Raw genomic sequence first — 22,215 nt, 5'->3', positions numbered from 1 at the left:
ATAATTTTTATAGCAATAATGGGTTATGTGTAATTGTACTGTTCCTTTTTTTTCGGACACCTATATTTTATAACTAACTCTATTAGTATTATAAAAATATTGATACATTTTCAAATTATAAATATATTCATTTACAACATTGTATTTATAACCTTCCTTGATTGCTTCTCTTTTAAGAGTGCTTCAAAAACCTTCAATATATCCATTGTCCGTTGATCTGCCTATTCTAGACATACTTAAACCAAAATCAAATCACATTGTAGCTAAACGATATTGATAAGATTTAAATTCTGAACCGTTATCAGAGTGAATAATTGAGTTTGGTTTAAATGTTCCAAACTCATTAACCATATTAAAAAATGACTCTAATACTAATTTCATACCTTTAATATTTTTAGTTACCAAACCATAAACTTTTTTAGTGTTTACATGATAAAAAGCGCAAGTATATAGTTTGCATCCTGCTATTATTTTCTCTGTAATATCTACAGAGAAAATATCTCCATAATTTTTCAAATCTGTTTGATATTTAAATAATCTAGGATACTTACCAATTTTTTCTGGAGTAACTGATTTATTCTTTTGTATTTTATAGTTATTAGGTTTTAACTTTAGAAACTTCATTATTCGCAGAACTTTTTTATGACTACAATTTAAATTTAAATACTTCAATAATCTTCTAGATCCATAGATTTTAACTTCATTTTTATAAACATCATTAATTCTCAAAACCAAATCTCAATTAATAGCCTTAATTTTTGGTTTACCTTTTGATATTCAATCATAGTAAGTACTTTTTGCTAGATCAATTAGTCTACAAAGTCTTCTAATTGCAATATTTGGGTTTTTAATTGTAAAGTTATAAACTACTTTTGATTTAAATGTGTTTAACTCTCACTTATTTACTTCTTTCTATCAATCAATTCTCTTAATTCTTTAAACATTTCATCTCTTAATTTTAAATCTTCACTTTCTCTTTTTGATTTTTTAAGCCCTTTTTTTAAATTTATAATCTCCTCATTATTTGCTTTAAAGGACTTTTTGAAGCCACTTCTTCCATTTTCATCATAGGTTTTTATTCAGTTTTTTAATCTTGATTTATCAATTCCTACTGCTTTTGAATATTGTGATAATAACAAATTTGATTTATAAAAATTTAATACTAATTCAATTTTTTGATCGATTGAATACTTAGTCAAAATAAAACCTCTCTTCGTTCACAAATATTTTATATCAATATATAAAGTATTTTTAAAATGTGTCCGAAAAAAGGTTACACTACAGGGTTATGTGTAATAATAAATATAGGAAATGTTTTGGAGGAAATAAAATGGATGGCAAATCAGGAGTACTTTTAGTACGTAAACCAGAAGGAATTACTTCAAATGATTTAATTCAAAATATTAAGCGAAAATTTAATATTAAAAAAATTGGTCACGCTGGAACTTTGGACCCTCTAGCAACAGGATTGATGGTAATTTTAATCAATCAAGCAACAAAAATATCAAACTATATTTTAAGTAGTGATAAAAGTTATATTGTAACCATGAAACTGTTTATACATACTGATTCACAAGATATTACAGGAAAAGTAGTACAAGAAGAGGGCTATAAAAAAATTTCAAAATCACTAGTAAAAGAAGTGGTTAATAAATATAATGGCTATATTTATGACCAGTATCCACCAATATATTCAGCAGTTAAAGTTGATGGTAAAAAACTATATGAATATGCAAGAAAACAACAAGAAGTTGAAATTAAACCAAAAAAGGTTACTATTAAAAGTTGTGAGTTAATAGAATTTAATCAAAAATTGGGAACAATTAAATTAAATGTTAGATGTAGTAAAGGCACATATATTAGAAGTTTAGTTACTGATTTTGCAAAAGATTTAGAAACAATTGCTACGGTTTCTCAATTAGAACGAACATCTTCTGGAGGTTTAAATTTAAGTGAGGCCAAGACAATTGAGCAAATAGAGCAAAAAGATTTAATGTCAATGTATGATGCTTTAATGAAAAATGAACATACATTAATTGAGTATCATAGAATTAGAGATATTAAACAAGGTAAGGCAATTAGTTTAAGTGGCATTAACTACCCAATAATTTTTATTATTAATGATTTAAAAGAGGTAATTGCAATTTATAAGCACATTGCACATGATCTTTATAAATGTCAAAGAGGATTATGAGATGAGGTTCCATTGGATCAATTAACTGAAGCTGAAAGAAATGGTTATTATGATTAAATATCAAACCTTTCTTAAAAATAATGAAAATTTCAACTTGGAGCAAAAAGGAAATGTTATTTGTATTGGTTTTTTTGATGGTATTCACAAAATGCATAAAGCAATTTTTTCTGAAGCAAAAAGAATTGCAAAAGAAAAAAATTTTGTTTGATCAATAATCACTTTTTCAGAAAAAGTTTCAGATTTTTTAAAAGGAATAAAAAACACTTTACAGTCAAAAAATAATAAGTATGAAAATATTGAAAAGCATTATAAACCTGATTATATATTTGAGATAGAAGTTAATAATGAAACTATCAAATTAAATCCTAATGAATTTTGTTTATTTTTAAAAGAGAAACTAAATGTTAAAAAAATAGTTATAGGCGATGATTTTAGATTTGCTTATAAAGGTCAGGGAAATATTTCTCATTTGCAGGACTTTTTTGGAGTTGAAAATATTATAGTTTTTAAAAGAATTCTAAATATTTCAACTTCACTTTTAAAGAGTAATTTGGCAAAAGGAGAAATTAGTGAGGTTAATAAAATAATTGATGGTAACTTTTCAGCTAGATTTAAAAGAAATAGGGAAAATAGTTTTTTGATGGAAGATTATAATATAAACATCGCAAATGGAAAATATTTGGTTCTAATTGAGGGCGAAACTCTGCAAATAGAATTAGAAAACAATATTATTAAATTAAAATGCAAAAAGGAATTATTAGATATTGAATTTTTAAAAAAAGTATAAAAAAGGCTTTATTTTTGATATACTTTTTAAGTATTGATGTTTTGTCTTTGATTTGATTTACCCTAAATCTTTTCTATGATAAAACAATTTTCAATCAAGGATTAATAGGGGGTTATAGACATGGTTTCTAAAACACAAATTGAAAATATTGTTAAAGAATTCGGAGTTAATGCAAATGATACAGGTAGAGCTGAAGTTCAAATTGCTATTTTAACTCAAGATATTCAAAATTTAACAGAGCACTTGAATATACATAAAAAAGATATTACTTCAAGAAGAAGTTTATTAAAAAAAGTAGCTCAAAGAAGACATTTGTTAAACTTTTTGTTTAAAAAAGATGTTGAAAGATATAAGACAATTATTGAAAAATTAAAAATAAGAAAATAGTGTAGTAATTATATTATTTTTTTATCTATTATTATTTGAGTAGAATAGTTTTAAAAAATAATGTATAATTAAATCATATTTTGATAATAAAAATATAATTTTTATTATCAAAATTTAGTATTTTTATTAGAAAGACGGTGTTACTATATGGCAACTGCAAAATCAACAACAGGAAAAAGTACAAGTGCTAAAAAAGCAACAAGTGCTAAAAAAGTAGCAGTAAAAAAATCAACAACTGCTAAAAAATCAACAACTAAATCATTAATTGCAAAAAGCACAACTGCAAAAAAACCTAAAACAACAGCTGTTAAAAGAGCTGCTTCAAATAAAATGAGACCTGAACATATTCAAACAAGAAAAAAAGTTTCAGATCCAAAACCAGAGAAAATTATAAATAAAGACATCAAATTAACAGATGGACAACAAAAATTTATTTGAGAGAAATCAGATCCAGTTTCAGCAACAAATTCATCTATTTATAGACAAGATATAGCTGGAGCAATTATTAAAGTTAGCGAATATGGACAAGCATCAGAATTCGGTTGAGTTTATTGTTTAATTGATCAAGATGGTGAAAGAGATGATGTAAATAACGTTGTTGCTTTACATTGATTAAATGCAAAAGTTAAACGTAAATTAGACGAAAATTGAGTAGCTGTAGTTACTGGTGGAAGAGATATTTCAGGTCTTTTTAATCAGAAAAAAGAAGTAAAAATTGCTGGTAATCAACTAGGAAAAACAAGAAAAACTGTTTTATTCCAACCTTCAATAGTTGAACCAAGAAAAGTAAACATTAAAATTAGATCAGCAGTAACAAAAAAATAATAAAAAAACCTTATTTATGTAAGGTTTTTTTATTATATAATTATTATGTCCTTAGGGACGCCAAGAATATTTGTTATTCTTTATGTTTGCGTGAGATATTAAAGACCGCTCAATAAATAAGTATTTCCTTTCTCATGCATTTGATAGCGGGTGGGAATATTTTTTTTTGTCAATTTTTGAAAGGTAGTAATAATTATGAATAAAATAATAGTTATAGTTGGACCAACAGCAAGTGGGAAAACAGACCTATCAATTAAAATTGCAAAGGAATTTAATGGAGAATGTATTAATGCAGACTCTACTCAAATTTTTAAAGGAACAGATATAGCAACAAATAAAATAACAACTCAAGAAATGCAAGGGATTAAACATCATTTACTTTCTATAAAAGAAGTTAATGAAAGCTACTCAGTAGCAGAATTTCAAAAGCATGCAAGAGAAAAAATTGCAAAAGTATTGGAGAATGAAAAAACTCCTATACTTATTGGTGGAACAGGACTTTATATTAATTCGGTTTTAATGGATTATAACTTTAGCAGTGATGATCATATTGATAATTATGCAAAAAAATATGATACAAAATCAAATCAAGAGATTTGAGATGTTTTAAATTTAAAAGATAGTTTAGAGGCCAAAAAAATTCATATGAATAATAGATATAGATTAATTAGAGCTTTGGAACTTATTGAACTAACAGGAATAACAAAAACTAAACTAACAAAGGACAATAAAAAGTATCTTTATAATAATTTATTAATTATTGGAATATCTGCCAAAAGAGAGGAATTATATAGTAAAATAAACAATAGGGTACTTAGTTTAATAGAAAAGGGTTTGTTTGAAGAAATACAATTGGCTTATAAGGCTAATAATTTTGACAAAAGAGCCCAATCTTTAAAATGTATTGGAGGTCCAGAAATCATAAAATATTTTGAAAAAGAAATAGATTATGAAAAATGTATCGAACTGATGCAACAAAATAATAGGCATTATGCAAGAAGGCAGTTAACTTGATTCAAAAATCAATTAAATAACGTTAAATGATTTGAACATGATTATAAAAATTTTGAAGACATATCTAATGAAATTATTGAATATATCAGATCAAATCTTTAACTTAAAAATTGAATAACAAGTTAGGAGACTTAATAATGTTGTCTGTTTACGAAAGAGTAGAGAACTTAATTAAGGACAATAAAAATACTACTTTTAAATTAATTGGAAAACAAATTCTAGCAGATTGATCTGTTGGAATCTTTAAAAGTCAAAGTGAAATTAGCAAAATGTGTTTTGTTTCTTTAGCTACGGCTACACAATTTGCAAAGGCTTGCTATTGTGAAGGATATAAAGAATTATCAATTAGATTAAAAGTAGAATATGAAAATGTTATGCAAAATAAAATAAGAGCAGATCAACCTAATGAAGCTGATATGACAGGAATGAGAGCTGTCATAAACAACTGAGTTACTGAAAATGATGGTTTCTTATATGACTTAGCTAGTAAAATAAATGAAAGAAGGAAAGTATGAATATGTCCATCATATCAATCGATGTATTCAGCTAAATTTTTAGAGGATGTTTTAACCAATGTTGGAATTCAAACCAAAATAATTGACATCTCTATAAATTTAGAAGTTGGGAAACACTTAGAGTTTCATAATGAATTAGTTGTTATTCTTTTAACTGGGAGAGATACTGATACTACAGTAATTGCTTTAGAGTATTTAATAAAAGCCAAAAATGAAATTTTTATTATAACTACTCCAAGTAATATATCAGAGCTACCTGAGATTAAAGAACAAAAACATATGTTAATTAACTTTCAAGATAATAATTTCTTTTATAAGTATAGATGTTATGCATTAATTTCATTGTTCTTTTCATTAAGTGAAAAAATAAGTTAAAAATATAAAATCTTAAAGTATAAAAAATATTTTAAAAGTATTGACATCTGCGTAGTAATTATATATATTTATTAATGTGATTATACGCGGGTGTAGTTTAATGGTAGAACTTCAGCCTTCCAAGCTGACTGTGAGGGTTCGATTCCCTTCACCCGCTCCATTATGAAAATTCAAATCCCTTAAGGGATTTTTTTATTTTGTATTTATAATAAGTATTAAAGGAGAAGTTCTAATGTTAAATAATCAAATTAAAAACTTTAATGAATCAAGAACTCCATTTTTTAAGAGTTTACTTTTTTTAATTATAGAATCAATAATTCCTGGTTTAACTATTTGATTTTGTGTTGGATTTGACTTTAATTTTTCTCTTACAAGTAAATTGCCATATCCAAATGTAGGTTATGTTTCACTAATTTGTACTGTGTACTTTTTATACAGTTTTTTGATAACATATTTATTTTATAAGTTTAAATTTCATGAAGCCGATATGTTTACTTTTAGTTCCTTAATTACTTTGATCTTAATTATATTAATTTTATTTGGTAGTTTTATGAATACTTCAGGTATTTGAATATTTGTTAGATTTATTGCTATAGTTGCCTTTGTTATAATAGCAACTCCATTTTTTGTTTTTATAAGTGTTTTATTTAGAAACAAGGAAAACAAAAAAATAGAGGATTATGAAAGAGCGCTAGAGGCTTATAAAAAAGGCGAGATTATACCGAGTAATAAATTATTAAGAGCTCAAAGATATCAAAGTTATTTAATTAAAAAACAAAATAAGATAGAAGAATTAAAGAATTTTAAAATAGAATTAGATGAAAAAATAACAAAAGAACTACAAGAACAAGAGTTAAAAAGAAATCTTAAAATGAAAAAAATAATAGATAAATTGGATCAAAAAGAAGAAAAGCAAAGACAAAAAAAACAGAAAGATTAGTATATCTTTCTGTTTTTTAATCTTTCTAATTTATGATCAAAAATATCTTTAAAAATATTTTGTTTCTCTTTTTCAAACATAAAATTCGATCATAATGTTCATAAAAGGTCTTGGTACTTAATCATTAAATTTAAAGTTTCAATTTCGTTAATATTTACTAATTTTTCTTCAATACATTTCTTTATAAAGTAGTTAATTAGTTCTTCATCATCATTTAAAGTTTCACTGATAAAACTTGCTATATCAAAGAACTTGTTATTTAAGGAAATATAGTCGTAATCAATTAAAATCATCTTATTTTTATTTATTAAAATATTTCCAGGCACTAAGTCATTATGACTTAAAACCAATTTTAACTTATCAAATTTATCAATATAGTTATTTATTTCCTTAAAATAAGGTTCAAAATTAATTAATGGATTATCAATGTTATTTTTAAAAATTTTTAAAAATTTTTGATAATTAAATTTATTTATTTTAAATTCTTTTGAGTTAAGCTTATGAAGTTTTTTTATTAAATTAGTTACATTATTAATTATTTCCTTAGTTATTTTAATATCTTTAAGGGTTTGATAATTGCTTAAAAATTTATATTCTGAAAATAATTTATTATCTTTTCAATAGAACTTTAACGGAGTTAATAATACATCTTGCTCAGCTTTAATTAATTGTTGCAAAAAATTATATTCATTTTTTTTATCTAGATAAATATCATGAAAAGGTATTGACTCTTTTTTCAAAATATCATTTTCTAGGGTTACTTTGTTTGTATAACCATTAAATTTCATTTATTTCACTCCTTATTGCTATTATTATTATAATATTAATTAGAAATTAAAAGGAGTTATTTATATGAACGTTTTATGATTTGCTTCACAAAATTCTAATAAAATTAAAGAGATTAAAGAAATGATTCCTGAAATGGAAATTAAATCGTTAAAAGATCTTCCTGATTTAATTGATATACCTGAAGATGAACCAACATTTGAAAAAAATGCTTTATTTAAAGCTAAGACATTATCGCAGATAGTTGAGGGAGTAGTTGTTGCAGATGATTCAGGACTGAGTATTAAATGTTTAGATAACTTTCCTGGAATTTATTCAGCAAGATGAGTTAAACCAGAAACAGACTGGATGAAAATAAATGATTTATTATTGGAAAAGTTAAAGCGAGAAAATTTAATGAAAAGCGAAGAAAGAAAAGCATTTTTTACATCTTCAATTGCCCTAATTGACAAGAATAAGGGTGTTCAGCAAGTATTTACGGGAATAGTAAAAGGAGTTATTGTGGACAGTCAAATTGGAGAAAATGGTTTTGCATATGACAGAATTTTCAAACCAGATAATTTTGATAAAACTTTTGCCCAAATGACCAAAGAAGAAAAAAACTCTATATCACATCGTAACCGTTCAATAACTTTACTAAAAGAATTTTTAAAAAAGAATAACTATTTTTAAGGAGGGCGAAAAAATGAGAAAAATTAATATAGTATTGTTTCAACCAGAAATTGCTGATAATGTTGGAGCTATAATGAGAACTTGCACACTTACAAACTCAAAACTACATTTAATTGAACCATTTGGTTTTATTTTCGATAAAAGAAATTTTGCAAGAAGTAGTGCTAATAATTTTGAAGGTTGTGAATATGTAAGATATGATGATTGAAATGACTTCATAAATTGCAATCCAAATGCTAATATATTTTGCATGACTAGATATGGTAAAAAACCAATTACTGATTTTCAATTTAGCCAAATTAATGATGAGGTGTTTATTATGTTTGGAAAAGAATCAACAGGTATTCCAAAAAAAATTTTAAAAGATAACATTGACAAATGTTTTAGAATTCCTATGGTAAGTTCAGGAAGAAGTCTTAATATTGCCAACTCTGTGGGAATTGCCACTTATGAAGTTTTAAGACAATGAGATTATTTAGATCTGTCAAAAGTTGAAGTTGAAAAGGGAGAGGACTATCTAGATATAGATTAATAATATATAATATATGTTGTATGAAATAGGTGAAATAATATGAAATTTTCAGATTTTGGTTTTAAAAAATTTATTAATGATGCTTTAGAAGAAATTGGATTTGTCTATCCAACTAAAATTCAAGAGAAAGTTATTCCACTTATAAAGAAACATAGATCAGTTATTGCTCAGTCGCACACAGGAACTGGAAAAACTCATTCTTTTTTATTGCCTATATTAAATAATATTGCATATGATGAAAAAAATAAAATTCAATTTTTAATAGTAACTCCAACAAGAGAACTTGCTAGACAAATTTATGAAAATACTAAAGATATTTTGAAGTTAAATGATAAGGGAACAGTTGGATTATTTGTTGGTGGAGATGATATTGAAAAATCAATTCAAAATGTTAAAACAAAACAACCGACTGTTGTAATTGGAACACCAACAAGACTAAAAAAAATGTATGAAGAAGGTAATTTATTTATTACTACTGCAAAATATGTAGTAATTGATGAATGTGATATGATTTTTGATCTTGGTTTTATTGAAGAAGTAGACTTTATGCTTTCAAAAATTAATAAGGATGTAAACATCTCTTTATTTTCTGCAACAATTAATAATGGGTTAAGACCTTTTTTACAAAAATATTTATCAAAATCCATTTTTATAGAAAATAAGGATTCAAATCCAACTAATAAAAATATTGAGCATGTTCTTGTTTGAACAAAAAATAAGGAAAATAAGGAAGTTCTTAGAACAATTGTAAGTGAAATTAACCCTTATGTTTGTATGATTTTTTTAAATAAAAAAGATCAAATAAAAGAGATTATCTTTTGACTAAATGAATTTGGCATTAAAAATGTAGGTGAGTTACATGGAGATTTGGACTCAAGACAAAGAACAAATATGCAAAAAAGAATTCAAAATGGGGATTTTAAATGAATTGTAGCTTCAGATGTAGCGGCAAGAGGAATTGACATTGATGGAGTAAGTCATATTATTTCAGTTGACCTGCCAAAAGACTTAGATTATTATATTCACAGAAGTGGTAGAACTGGAAGAAATCAATATTCTGGCCAAAGTTATGTTTTATTTAACTCTACAAATCAGCACCAAATTGATGAACTAAAGTCAAAAGGTATTTCATTTTCTAACTTTAAATTGGCAAATAATCAATTAATTGAAATTAATACTATCAAAAAGAAGAAAGAATTTAATACAAATTTGCCAGTAAATGTTGAAACTAAAAAAATTATTGATAAATATAAGGGGCAAAAAGTAAAACCGGGATATAAAAAGCGTAGAAAAGCTGAAGTAGATAAACTCAAAAAAGATATTAGAAGAAAGCATATTAAAGAGTCAATAGCAAAAATTAAAAAGGATAAGTACAAAAAACGTAGAGAAGAATTATTTGAGAATTAAGCCAACAACTCTTTTAAAAAGAGGCTTAATGTTTTATAATAATTATTAGAGGGAAATTTTATGGATATTACAGAAAGAATTAAAAAATTAATAACAGCAATTTCATTTCAAGTTTATGAAAAAGAAACAATATTTAGATTAGCAATGTTAGCTCTTTTAGCAGAAGAGTCAATTTTCCTTTTAGGTAAACCAGGTATTGCCAAGTCATTAATTTCACGTAGATTAAAATTTGCAATTAAGGGTGGTACTAACTTTGAATACTTAATGAGTAAGTTTTCAACTCCAGAAGAAATCTATGGACCAATTGACTTAAGATTATTAAAAGAAGGTAAATATGTTAGAGTTGTTGAAAATTATCTGCCTGCTTCAAATGTTGGTTTTTTAGATGAAATTTGAAAAGCTGGACCAAGTATTCAAAATACATTATTGACAATTATTAATGAAAAGCTTTTTAGAAATGGTGGAACAGATATAAAAGTTCCACTAAAGCTATTAATTTCAGCTTCAAATGAGTTACCTGCAGAAGGTGAAGGATTAGAAGCTTTATTTGACCGTTTTATTATTAGATTTATAGCTGAAGGTTTAAAAAGTGATGATAATTTTGAACAACTTTTAGATGGTGAATCATCACTTGATGTTGATGTAGATCCAAAACTTCAACTTACAATTCAAGAATTAGAAATTTGAAAAAAACAATCAAAACAAGTAAAAATCAGTAGAAAAACTTTAGACTTTATTCACTATTTTAGAAAAAAAATATTAAAAGAAACAAATGGAGAAGCTTATATTTCTGATAGACGTTGAAAAAAAATATCAGGTTTAATGAAAACAAGTGCATTTTATAATGGAAGATCAGAAACTGATGTTGCTGATTTATTTGTAATTCCATACTGTATTTGAGATAACGAAGAACAAGAAAAGCAATATTCTGAAATTTTCTTTAATACATTTTTGGAACAATTTGGTTTAGAATGAAGAAATGAAAAGAAAAATTTAATGAATCAAATTGATTTAGTAAACTCACAAATTGGTCAAGTTGAAGCACAATTTTTAAGATTAACACCGTATACTGATCCATTTAAAGGCGCAATTAATGGAACATACTATTTTATTAATTTTACAGATGGTGGAGATAGTTATAAAATTTGTTTCATATCTGCAGCTGATTGAAATAAAATAAGAAACTTAACAAATGAGTCATTTGAAATTGATTTACATTTTGGAGTAAATTTAAATAAATATTCAGGAAGTCAAAAAACATTGGTTAAAGCTTATAAAGCAGATCAAATTCTTTTTGTAAATGAAAACAAAAAATACTTATTACAAAATGAAAGTCCAAATGAATTTAATCAACAAATGAATAATTTAGCTGATAATATTGTTGAACTTGAAACTAAATATAAAGCATTGTCAGCAAAAATGTTTAAAGAGTATAAAAAATATATGAATATGAATTGCATTTTCTTTGAAGAAATTTATGATGAAAAAATTGCACAAGCATTTGATGCAAAGACTAAAAAACAATTAGAACAAGAAGCTGAATTAGAAAAACAAGTTAAACTAAACGAAAAAAATGATAATATAAAAAATCCAATTGATGATTTAGACTTTAAATTAGAAATTTAAGTAAAGAAGGAAACTATTATGAAATTTGACTTAGAAAAACCAGTAAGTGAAATCAAAAAAGAGATTGAAAAACTTAGACGAAAAGATATTCATAATAGTGAATTTTTAACATTTAAAAAAAATAATGAATATGCAGCTGAACAATTAGATGATAAAATTAATAATTTTTATTCGGCTTCAAATTTCTCTACAATAAGACAAATAAAACTTCCTGAACCAATCAGAAAAGAAATAATCTATTATAATTATATTTCTGAATATTATGATGAAGTAAGTTTTGCTCAGAACTTAAGACTAATTCAAAATAAATTAGTCGAGTTTGATTCTCCTTTTTCAACGTATATTGATACAATGAGTTGAAAAATTGATAATGGATATTTAGAGTTAAAAGGTAGAGATTGATTAACTGAATTTTTTAAGACTTGAACTTTTATGTTAACAAAGAGAATTGTTGACTATAGAATGAAAGCTGTAGAGGACTTAAGATATAACTATTTAGTTGAAATATATTCAATAATAAAAAATTATGGAAAATATGCAAAAATTTATAAAACAATGTATGATGTTTTTGGAAAAGTAGCCAATATTGAAGATGAACTAAGAAATCAAAACATTGAATCAATAGCTAGATTTGCGGACTTCTTATATAAAGACCCTTCAATTTTAATGATAGCTGAGATGTTAGGGCGATTAAATGGTGAAGATGATTTAATGGAAATAAATATAACAGAACAAGTTGTTACATATCCAACAGAAGTTAAATTACCATATAATCCAGAAGAAATTGTAGGATTAACTGTCTCAAAAGATCTTGAAAGATTACTTCCAATGGAATTTGCAAGTCTATTTGATGAGGACTTGGAAATTATATTTTATAAGAAATTTGTAGAATCACAACTTCAAACTTTTTTATTTGAATCAAATGAAAGAGTCATTGAACATGAAATTGAAGAAGTAGAATATGAAGCGCCAATACCATTAGAACAAGGAAAATTTATAATTTGTATTGATACTTCAAGTTCTATGGAAGGTGCTGGTGAATATATTGCAAAAGCATTATCAATTGCAATATCTAAAGTTGCTTTAAAAGAATATAGAGATTTAGTCTTTGTAAACTTTGCAAATCAACATGTTGAAGAATTTACCATTAATGGTAAAAATGTAAATATTCAAAAAATGCTAGAGTTTTTAGCTAAATCTTTTTATGGTAAAACTAACGCTAAACCAGCCTTTGAAAAAATTATAGAAAAAATGCATTCAGAAGATTTTAAAAGAGCTGACTTATTATTTATTTCAGATTTTATGATGGAAACTCTTCCAAATTCAACAAGAGCAAAAATTGCAGATTTAAAGGAAAACTATAATAGATTTCACTCTCTAATAGTAGGAACAATGCCAAATGTTGAAACACAAGAAATATTTGATAATATTATGTACTATGATCCAAATGATCCGTTTGCCACAAATCAAATTATTAAGTCATTAAATGAAACTTTAAGGGATTTAAGAGAATTAAAAGATGAAGAAGTTGCATATCGTAGCGAGCAAATTAATAATTTAAATACAATTAGAGATAAAAAGCGTTTCAGAGAAAAACACTTAGATGATCCAAAGGCAAAAAAACTTACAAAACAAAAACAAAAATTAAAAGAATTAGAAAATAAGAAACAACAAGTTAATCAATAGGGGAAGGAAATAATAATGTTAGTAAAAGAAAAATCAAATTTATTAGTTATTTTTTTGGAGAATGGGGAAGATATTGACCAACAAATTCAAAATATAATAAGAGAATATAAACTTATTGATGCCAAAATTACTGGATATGGTTATTTAAAAAGATTAGAATATGGTGTACTTTCTCAAATTGATCCATTTTTCTTATCAAAATTATTAAAAGAGGGACTTATTACTGTTACAAATTTAAATGGTATGGTAGATAATCGTGAATCAACAATAATGGTTAGCTCTGTTGATGATAAATTTGAAAGACATCAAGGAAGACTAATTAGTGGGGTTGTAGCAAATTCATTCAATATAATTTTAGAAATATATAAAACAGAGTAAAATCTGTTTTATTTCTTATTTTATTCTTAGTTGGTTCTTCTGTAAAAAATAATATAAAATTTAAATAGAACTTTAAGCAAGTGGAAGGAGAAAACATGAAAAATATTAAAAGTAAGTCTAGAAAGATAATCTTAATCTTAATTTTATCTTTTGTAGCTTTCTTTCCAATATTAACTATTATTATGACAGTTCCTGGAATGGGGATTGAATCATTAACTTTTATCAATAGTGTTGAAAAACAAATTAAAAGAATAATGCCTAAAAATAAATTTGTTTTTGATCCAAATCATCCTTTATTTGAGGAAATGATGGAACACGTTATTAAATCCTCATTTAAAGCAGATGCATTGTCAACAATAAATTTTGAAGATTCACAAGAAAAAGAACAGTTCTACTTAAAATATTCTAACTATTCAGATGAATGGTATGAAAAATATTGAGCAAAAAAAGTAGAGAATAAAGAGCAAATAGATTTATACGATATTGGAATAAATTTTATTGAATTTGATAAGAGTGTAGCTGAAGAATTTCAATCATTTGGCTTTGTTAACACCGGAATTCAATGAATATTTAAAAGTGGTGGTTTAAAAGAAATATTTTCAAAAAATACATATGAAATGTCTTTGAAACAACAAACAGTTCTTAATCAAGATGATTATGATGAACAAATGCAATATAGTGGACCAGGATTAAATGGTATAAAAGTTAAACATTCTATTGGAACTAAAATTGTAAATAACAAAGTATGATTTTTAAATACTCAAATAGATTCAATTAACTTTGCACTTAAATTAACAAATCCATTTGTAGATAAAACTTTAAGTAAAAATCAAAATATAAGATATGTTACAGTTAATGATTTAAAGTTACCAAATTTTACAGCAACTTTAATTTTTTTAAGATTTAGTGCTGTATTTATATTTTTCAATATTTTAGTTATTCCTGGTGGAATAGGTTTATTTTTGATTCTAAAAAAGAAATGAGAAAATTAAAAAAATAAGGGAAGGAAAATAATATGAAAAAATTATTATCATTATTAACTGTCTTTAGTTTTTCAATATCAACAGTTACTTCAACAGTTTCTTGCATGCCAAAGCAACCAAATATTATTAAAACAAGTCCTTTAAAAATTGGTTTGGATATTGATAAAAGTAAAGCTATTGATACAAGTTTAAACCCAAATGATCATTTTGGTTTTACCAACTATTTTATAGTAGGTGACTCTTTGAGCGATGTTAATGGTTTAACAACTTATGTTAAAGATAAATTTGTAGTAAATACATCATTGGATCAATATTTTGATTTCAATTTAACACTTGGAGGAGCATATGGTTTTGAAGAAGATGGTGTTTATAATAGTGCTTTTAGTAATGGAAAGACTACAGGTTATCTATTATCTGAAAAATTAAATTTTGGAGCAATGAAACCTAGTAATAAATACTCAAAATTAAGTAATCCAAAAGAAGGTTATGGTAAAAATTACTCTGTTGGTGGTGCAACAGCTGGGAAGTCATCAGAACTTGTAAATGGAATTATTATTAATGATTTTAGTACAGAAGAACAAGCAAGAACTTTAGTTAAACAACAAAAAATTGGAACAAATGATTTAGTCTTTTTTGAAATTGGAGGTAACGATATGTTCTCTTTAATTCAAAGTCAAGATAGTCAAAATGATAAAGCTGTAATAGAATATATGAATGAATCTATTAAAAGTATTAGAGCAACATTATTTACACTTTTAAATAATGGTATAAAAAATATTTTATTTATGGGACCACCAATTATGGATATTGTTCCTAGATATATTAATAGAGAAGAAAAACAAGATATTATCGATCTTGGAAAAGAATACGAACTTAAAATCAATAAATTGATCAATGAAGTAAACACCTATTATTCTGGAAACTTATTTTATAGTTCACTATATGAAGGGGACAATAATTTTTCAAATATTATAGAAGGATATGGGGAAGCTATTAGTAATCAAATTGAAGGTGAATATAATAATTCATCTCCGTTCTCTGAAAAAAATATAATACAAGTAAATGGTAAAGAAACTTTTAATTTTAATGAGCTTTCAAGAATTAATTTTAAAAATTATATTGAAACAATTAAAATTAATAATACATTCAACAAAACTAAATTGGATGTTAAGGTTATAGGTCAACCTTTAGATGAAAATCTATGAGGAGATGACTTGAAAAAGAGAGATGAAATAATGATTTCATACTTTTTTACTGACATTGTTCACCCAACTAAATTGGTTCATGAATATGTTTCAGAAATAATAAAAGAAATTGTCTTAAAGGAGTTTAAATAATTATGAAAAAGCTATTAGCTATTTTTGGATCCTCTTTATTAGTGGTTTCTTCAACTTTTTTAGTAGTTTCATGTACTAAAAATAAAAAAGTAATTGATGATATTTCATTGCAAACTGCAGTTGAACAAATTGGTAAATCAATTTATTTAACTGATACAAAAAACTATAATTTTGATTATCAAATGAATGGTGTATTAAAGAATAAAAGAATAAAAGATATATCAAATGTATATGGAAGTGATAATTATACTAAAGATGATTTAAATTCTTATTCAAGATTTGATCAACTATATAAATATTATTTTGATAAAAATCTTTTTAATGATAATTTAAAAGTTGATGAGAAAATAAATTTTGAAGGAAATATTAGACCTAAAAATAGTGGAAGTCTAGAAACAATTCTTGTAACAATTCCTAATTTGCTGGAATTATTAGGTAATGGTAAAATTATTACTTTACTATTTAAATTATTTACAATAATTCCATCATTTATTGTAAATTTAAGTGATAACTATTTAGTTAGTTATCTAGATAAAATTCTTTCAAAGGAAAATAGTGATGCCTTTTCAAATGCCTTTTCAAATGAGTCTTATGATGATTTTACAAACCAAGAGTCTTTAAATTCAGCAATTATTGGTTTTTCAAACTCAATTGATTATCTTATTGGAAATAAAAATAAATTAGAAATTCCAACAAAAGATGAAGTTGAAGGGGAATACTTTTTAAACTCAATAGATAAATTAACAAGTAATTTGAAGTCAATTTTTAATAGTGAAAAATTAATTAGCTTAGATTTAATAATTGACCTGCCTGCAATTGCTGAAATGATTAGATTTGTAAGAACTCTAATTGTATATATTGCAAATGGAGTAGAAACAATTTATACAAAAAGTGAATCTAATGGAAGTAAGAACTATTTTAAAGAAATTGAAGTATTTAGAAATACAAAAATTGATGATACTAAAAATGAAGTAAATATTTTGAATTTTCTTGACTTGTTAGAAAGTACATATAAAAATGGTAATGGTTTAAAATTAATATTGGCTTTATTATTTCAAAGTTATGAGAATCCTAAACTAAAAGTAAGTTGAGGATTGCCAAGATTGGGAGTAATTGCAGATGAAAATATTCAGTTAAAAGGAATAAATCCCTTGCTACAAGCTTCAATGAATGCTATATTTCCAACTTTTTATATTACTGAAGGATTATCTCCAATAATTGCAAATCTTTTAAAACTATTTAAAATTGACAGAGTAAACTTAGCAAGTGTATGCATTGAGTTACTTAATTCATTAGCATCTGGTTCAAATTTTAAAGGAATTATTGATATTATGAATCATTCCTTAGTTAGTTCTATTATTAAAGATGAGAATCTAAAAGAAAAACTAAAAAGTCTGAAAATAATTGAAGAAATTTATAAAAATTCATTATGAGATGAACTTTATAGTGGAAAATTTATTAACAAATTTTTATTAGTATTAAATAATAAAGAAAATGAAGAAGATATTAATATTAAAAATATTATAGAAAATACTAATATAACATTTTTAGGGAAAAAATTTACATATAAAGAGGTTTTTTGAAACATTATTAATAATGAAGACTTTGAAGGTGAATTTAAATTCAACTTTACTAATATTTCAGAAGTAATAATAAATTTGCGAAGAATATTAGACTTAAAAAATGGTGAAAAAATCGAAGCTGACCTTTATAAATTTCAAACTAATTTACAGACATTGTTTGTAAATCTACAAGGTAGTAAAAAACTAACATCATGAGTTACAAATCCAAAAAATGAAGAAGAATCTAGTTTATGAGAAAAATATAGAAAAGAACAATCTAAGTATAATAAAAAAATAAATGATGATATTTTAAATCAAGAAATTATAAGTATTATTGACTTAAAAAATTATTCATACCAGGTTGAAGTTGAGAACAAAAAATATACTATTAAACTTAAAATGTTAAAAAGTAACAATAAATTTCAAATTAGTTCAATTTTTTAATAAAAAAAGTGTCAATAACAAATGAAAATGTCTCAAAATCGTAGATTTATTAAACTGTAAATCTACGATTTTTATATTGTTCCTTTCATGTTTTAGAAAAGTAAATATAATTTGTATATCTAAAGTGATTAGATGGAACACTAGGTTTTTTAATTTTAGACTCAGTTTTTTTAACTTCATTAACCTGACCAACTGGTGTATTTTTAGTTTTGACTTCCACTAATCTATAGAACTTATCTGTATAATTTGCATAGAGCTCATTATCATATGTTTCAGTTATTAGTAATTTTGTTTTACTTGCAAAAGTTGTTATATCGTATCCATCATATGTTAAATATGTTTTTGTTTTATATTTAATTATTCCACCTTTATGAACTTGTCTTTCTTCTCTTCTAACTAAAACAAAATTAATATCCGTATTTTTATTTCAAATTTTCATTTTATTTTTATTATTATCAATTTGAGTAGAGAACTTGTGATTAAAATTAGGTATGAAAACATTAATTAAGTAATCATTGGCCTGCTCAATAGTTTTGATATTGAATTGTCTTAGTTCTTGGGGAAGTCGTTTTTGAAAAGAACCTCAAAGACGTTCAATCTTGCCTTTGGTTTGCGCGCAACTAGTACTTGTTAGCTTAATTCCAAGTTGTTGACACGTAAAGGCATACTGTATATTAGAGTCTGTTTCAGTAGACTCTTTTTCTTTTGTCTTATAATAAAATACTGTTCTTTTATCTGTAAGTATTTCCTCAGGAGTTCCATAATTTAGAAACATTTGTTTTGTAGCTGTATAATATCCAAATAATGTTTCTTGATAATCAAAATAACCTGCTAATACTTTTCCTGTTGAGTCATCAATGAAAGCATGTAGCGATCATTTTTCATTGGTTACTCAATTATGGCTACATGCGTCTGTTTGAATTCTTTCTCCAAAATATTCCTTTCTATTTTGCATGGGTCTACATTCTTCTAAACTAATAATCTTATCTTTAAAAAACTCTTGTTCCTTATTTGTTAATTTATTTTCTAAGGACTTTTGTCTTAATTGTCTAATTAATTCTTTTCTAGTTGATCTGTGCATATAAGGGGAGTAAACCTCATTTTTAAATAATAAATCTCTTAAGTAAGTGTAACTAACTTTTAAATCTTCATATTCTTCTAAGGATTCTTTGAAATGAACTAGATTATAGTCATGATATTTTTCATTTCTCAAATTTAATATTTTTTGTTCAATTTCATAGGGTGTAGATCTATTTGATAATTTACCTCAGTTTTTATGTATAAATGCAGATATACCTTCATTTGATAATCTTTTAATATTTCTATTAATTGTTCTTCGTGTGCAGTTAAGAATTTGCTCTGCTCTCATTTTTGTTATTTCCCCAGAAATAACTTTTTTAATTGTTTTATATTTTAAATTCTCCATATAACTTAATTTCCTTTTTAATTTCATAATTTGTTACCTCTAATACTTAATTGTAATTGGAGGATATCAATATTTATATAAATATTGGGACATTTCTATTTGTTATACATTGAGACATTATCATATGTTATTTACAAATTAGTTCAATTTTTTAATAAAAAAAGTAGTGTTTTTAGGAACTTTTTAGTATAATTAATTTAATCTTTATTTTTGTATAATTATGCAAAAATTAAAGGTATAGAGAAAATAAAAGAGGAGACTAGAAATGATAGGTATTATTTCAACAGCTTACTTTACAGTTAAAGATCGTGAAGGGATTAAAACTGTAAAAAAATATTGATGAAGAAATATGGTTATTCAACATCTTAAATACAGAGGGAAATTTTTTATAATCGCAACAATCGGTTATGGAAAAGCAAATGCTGCAATGGCAATTACTTATTTAATGGAAGAATATCCAACTTTGGAAACAGTTCTAAACATAGACTTAGCTTTATCAACAAATGATAAATTTGATACAACAGATACAGTTATGGCTACAAAATTTATTTATAGAGATGCTGATTTAACAGTATTCAAAGATATTAAATATGGACAAATCGTACATGAACCAGAAGCATATACTTTTAATACAGAATTTGTAACACAAGTTAAAAACTTTAAATTAGGTGTTTCAGATGGTATTATTGGTACTGCTGATATGTTAATTTATAACTCAAAACAATTTAAAGAAATGGTTGACAAATATGGTCAAACAATTGACGTAATTGATTCAGAAGCTGGAGCATTAGCTCAAATAGCTAAAAAATCAAGTGTTAACTTTGTTGCAATGAAAATTATGTATAATAATGCATTATCACCATGAGATAATGATCCATTACATAAGTTTAAAATTTATGAAACAGCTAATACTTTAAAATACTTATTGGCAAGATTATTTAACTTATTATCATCAAAATACATTATTGACTTTACAAAAAATACAAATGATGAATTAGAAGTAATTCATGAATTATTTGAATTATCTCATGATGAATGAGTGTCACTTTTCAAAAGTGATGTTACATCAATTATTTCTGGTTTAGGACCATCATTGATGTTAGTTGATAAAAAAGCAGCTAAACCTGAAGCTGTTGATATTGTTGAAGTTTTAAAAAGTAAATTAGAAGATGAAGGACCAAGTAAAATTATTTTAGGAGAAGATGAATGAAAAAATGCTCCTAAAAAATGATTACGTAAAATGATGTTCTTAACAAATATTCATGTAAATGATGATGAATTGTTATGAAATAAATCAGCTAAATATGATCTTAAATCAACTAAAATTGTTTCAATTGAAGATGTTGCAAGAGCGGTTTCAAAAGCAATTGCTGATCGTTCACAAGATAAATCAGCATATACATATGATGGTGCTACAGTATTGAAAAAACATTTACTAGTTGCAGTAGATGCTCCAATTTCATTCTACATTACTCATAATGTTACTCATGAATTTGTTGAAGCTCCAAAACAAGGATCTCAATTAGTAGCAAACGAATTTACAAAATACTTAAATGAACAATTGGCAGAAGTTGAATCTCCATTTGAAAAAATAATAGTATACTGTAAAGTTCCTGCAGAAGGAGTTGCAAAACTTCCAGTTATTATTAAAACTAAATCAAAAGCTAATCAAGCTGTTGTATTTGGTGGATACTCAAGTAAAGATCAAAAAACTTATACAGTTGTTGATATTACAAGAAATGATTACGACCCATTGAAAGTTGGATCATTCAAAGTTACAGTTCGTTTAAAAAACTCATAGTAACAAAAAATAAAAAAATCACTTTTAAAGTGATTTTTTTATTTTTTAATATAAAGAATTTTAGTATATACTATTTTAGTAAGGGCAAGTGGTGAATTTAATGGCATATAAAAAAAAGAAAGCATTTTTTGAAGATAATGATAGTGTAAGCCAAATTTTAGAGGATTTACTAGATTTATCTTTAATAAAGTTTGATGATAAACCAGTGCCAAATAAATACCAAATACCAAATATTGCTAATGATATAGATAATAAAACTATTATTAAAAAAATAAAGCCTTTAGAAAATAGTGAAGTAAAAAATTTAGATTCAATAATTAAAAACGCAAGACAAATGAATAATATATTTAGCAAATCAAAATGAATTAATAATAGTGTTGAAGAAGAAGAATTTATTATTGAAAAGGCAAAAAAAGAAGGAAAATCAGCATATGATTCAGATGTATTACGTCAATTAATATTGGAGAGGCAAAAGAAAAAGAAAGAATCACTTGGTTTATCAAGTATAATAAATAAAGCAAAAAAAAGAAAATAATAT

22 protein-coding genes and 1 tRNA gene are annotated in these 22,215 nt (G+C 25.0%); 19 read left to right on the top strand and 4 right to left on the bottom strand.

The features are described from left to right. Positions 1–60: 60 nt before the first annotated feature. Both AAHM99_RS00375 and AAHM99_RS00370 read right to left on the bottom strand, forming a co-directional pair. Positions 61–624, bottom strand: coding sequence for a DDE-type integrase/transposase/recombinase (locus AAHM99_RS00375; protein WP_342274807.1), 564 nt, complete (start codon positions 622–624; stop codon positions 61–63). A gap of 278 nt (positions 625–902) precedes the next feature. Beyond that, positions 903–1,199: a transposase gene (locus tag AAHM99_RS00370; RefSeq protein ID WP_342274827.1), complete on the bottom strand. Its 297-nt coding sequence runs from the start codon at positions 1,197–1,199 to the stop codon at positions 903–905. A 131-nt stretch (positions 1,200–1,330) separates the two neighbouring features. Here AAHM99_RS00370 and truB point away from each other — a divergent pair, with 131 nt between their 5' ends. The 8 genes from truB (at position 1,331) to AAHM99_RS00330 (ending at position 7,037) form a co-directional block, all read left to right on the top strand. Beyond that, positions 1,331–2,251, top strand: coding sequence for a tRNA pseudouridine(55) synthase TruB (gene truB / locus AAHM99_RS00365; RefSeq protein WP_342274826.1), 921 nt, complete (start codon positions 1,331–1,333; stop codon positions 2,249–2,251). Beyond that, positions 2,244–2,981, top strand: a complete 738-nt coding sequence (locus AAHM99_RS00360; RefSeq protein ID WP_342274825.1) for a nucleotidyl transferase family protein — start codon at positions 2,244–2,246, stop codon at positions 2,979–2,981. The genes truB and AAHM99_RS00360 overlap by 8 nt, the downstream gene beginning before the upstream one ends. 120 nt (positions 2,982–3,101) lie before the next feature. After that, positions 3,102–3,368, top strand: a complete 267-nt coding sequence (gene rpsO / locus AAHM99_RS00355; protein WP_339029344.1) for a 30S ribosomal protein S15 — start codon at positions 3,102–3,104, stop codon at positions 3,366–3,368. Positions 3,369–3,515: 147 nt separating this feature from the next. Further along, on the top strand, positions 3,516–4,193 hold the full coding sequence (locus AAHM99_RS00350; protein WP_339029342.1) for a hypothetical protein: 678 nt from the start codon (positions 3,516–3,518) through the stop codon (positions 4,191–4,193). 195 nt (positions 4,194–4,388) lie between these two features. Next, entirely contained in the window at positions 4,389–5,309 is a 921-nt protein-coding gene (miaA, locus tag AAHM99_RS00345) for a tRNA (adenosine(37)-N6)-dimethylallyltransferase MiaA (RefSeq protein ID WP_342274824.1), read from the top strand. Positions 5,310–5,344: 35 nt separating this feature from the next. Then, a complete protein-coding gene (locus tag AAHM99_RS00340) occupies positions 5,345–6,097 on the top strand; it encodes a MurR/RpiR family transcriptional regulator (RefSeq protein WP_339029338.1) in 753 nt (250 codons plus the stop codon). Between the two features lie 86 nt (positions 6,098–6,183). Then, positions 6,184–6,257, top strand: a tRNA-Gly gene (locus AAHM99_RS00335). A 72-nt stretch (positions 6,258–6,329) separates the two neighbouring features. Next, positions 6,330–7,037, top strand: coding sequence for a DxFTY motif-containing membrane protein (locus AAHM99_RS00330; protein WP_342274823.1), 708 nt, complete (start codon positions 6,330–6,332; stop codon positions 7,035–7,037). On the opposite strand, the gene AAHM99_RS00325 is transcribed toward AAHM99_RS00330, so the two are convergent. Then, complete coding sequence (locus AAHM99_RS00325; RefSeq protein ID WP_342274822.1) at positions 7,034–7,825, bottom strand: phosphotransferase family protein; 792 nt, start codon at positions 7,823–7,825, stop codon at positions 7,034–7,036. The two genes, AAHM99_RS00330 and AAHM99_RS00325, sit on opposite strands and share 4 nt — an antisense overlap. A 64-nt stretch (positions 7,826–7,889) precedes the next feature. Between AAHM99_RS00325 and rdgB the strand changes: the two genes are divergently transcribed. The 9 genes from rdgB (at position 7,890) to AAHM99_RS00280 (ending at position 18,450) form a co-directional block, all read left to right on the top strand. Then, positions 7,890–8,495 carry an RdgB/HAM1 family non-canonical purine NTP pyrophosphatase gene (gene rdgB, locus AAHM99_RS00320; RefSeq protein WP_342274821.1) on the top strand — a complete coding sequence of 202 codons (606 nt, stop codon included), beginning with the start codon at positions 7,890–7,892 and terminating at the stop codon, positions 8,493–8,495. Positions 8,496–8,508: 13 nt separating this feature from the next. After that, on the top strand, positions 8,509–9,027 hold the full coding sequence (locus AAHM99_RS00315; RefSeq protein WP_342274820.1) for a tRNA (cytidine(34)-2'-O)-methyltransferase: 519 nt from the start codon (positions 8,509–8,511) through the stop codon (positions 9,025–9,027). Positions 9,028–9,066: 39 nt separating this feature from the next. Then, the gene (locus AAHM99_RS00310) at positions 9,067–10,434 is read left to right on the top strand and encodes a DEAD/DEAH box helicase (RefSeq protein WP_342274819.1); all 1,368 of its coding nucleotides are present in this window, start codon (positions 9,067–9,069) and stop codon (positions 10,432–10,434) included. 60 nt (positions 10,435–10,494) lie between these two features. Then, positions 10,495–12,060, top strand: coding sequence for an AAA family ATPase (locus AAHM99_RS00305; protein WP_342274818.1), 1,566 nt, complete (start codon positions 10,495–10,497; stop codon positions 12,058–12,060). 18 nt (positions 12,061–12,078) lie between these two features. Next, positions 12,079–13,746: a vWA domain-containing protein gene (locus AAHM99_RS00300; protein ID WP_342274817.1), complete on the top strand. Its 1,668-nt coding sequence runs from the start codon at positions 12,079–12,081 to the stop codon at positions 13,744–13,746. 15 nt (positions 13,747–13,761) lie between these two features. Then, positions 13,762–14,124 (top strand): PCC domain-containing protein, encoded by a 363-nt coding sequence (locus tag AAHM99_RS00295; protein ID WP_342274816.1) that lies wholly within the window; start codon positions 13,762–13,764, stop codon positions 14,122–14,124. Positions 14,125–14,219: 95 nt separating this feature from the next. After that, positions 14,220–15,116 (top strand): hypothetical protein, encoded by an 897-nt coding sequence (locus tag AAHM99_RS00290; RefSeq protein WP_342274815.1) that lies wholly within the window; start codon positions 14,220–14,222, stop codon positions 15,114–15,116. 23 nt (positions 15,117–15,139) lie between these two features. Further along, a complete protein-coding gene (locus AAHM99_RS00285) occupies positions 15,140–16,444 on the top strand; it encodes an SGNH/GDSL hydrolase family protein (RefSeq protein WP_342274814.1) in 1,305 nt (434 codons plus the stop codon). Between the two features lie 2 nt (positions 16,445–16,446). Further along, complete coding sequence (locus AAHM99_RS00280) at positions 16,447–18,450, top strand: lipoprotein (protein ID WP_342274813.1); 2,004 nt, start codon at positions 16,447–16,449, stop codon at positions 18,448–18,450. 49 nt (positions 18,451–18,499) lie between these two features. On the opposite strand, the gene AAHM99_RS00275 is transcribed toward AAHM99_RS00280, so the two are convergent. Beyond that, entirely contained in the window at positions 18,500–19,903 is a 1,404-nt protein-coding gene (locus tag AAHM99_RS00275; protein WP_342274812.1) for an ISNCY family transposase, read from the bottom strand. A gap of 238 nt (positions 19,904–20,141) precedes the next feature. On the opposite strand from AAHM99_RS00275, the gene fib reads away from it, so the two are divergent. Together fib and AAHM99_RS00265 are read left to right on the top strand one after the other, a co-directional pair. Continuing rightward, complete coding sequence (fib, locus tag AAHM99_RS00270; RefSeq protein WP_342274811.1) at positions 20,142–21,677, top strand: cytoskeletal motor fibril protein Fib; 1,536 nt, start codon at positions 20,142–20,144, stop codon at positions 21,675–21,677. Between the two features lie 100 nt (positions 21,678–21,777). Then, the gene (locus AAHM99_RS00265) at positions 21,778–22,212 is read left to right on the top strand and encodes a hypothetical protein (protein WP_342274810.1); all 435 of its coding nucleotides are present in this window, start codon (positions 21,778–21,780) and stop codon (positions 22,210–22,212) included. Positions 22,213–22,215: the final 3 nt, after the last annotated feature.

The sequence above is a fragment of the Spiroplasma endosymbiont of Cantharis lateralis genome, assembly GCF_964030855.1.
Taxonomy (GTDB): domain Bacteria; phylum Bacillota_I; class Bacilli_A; order Mycoplasmatales; family Mycoplasmataceae; genus Spiroplasma_A.
The sequence above is the reverse complement of the archived record's forward strand: the minus strand, read 5'-3'. Positions and strand labels throughout refer to the sequence as shown.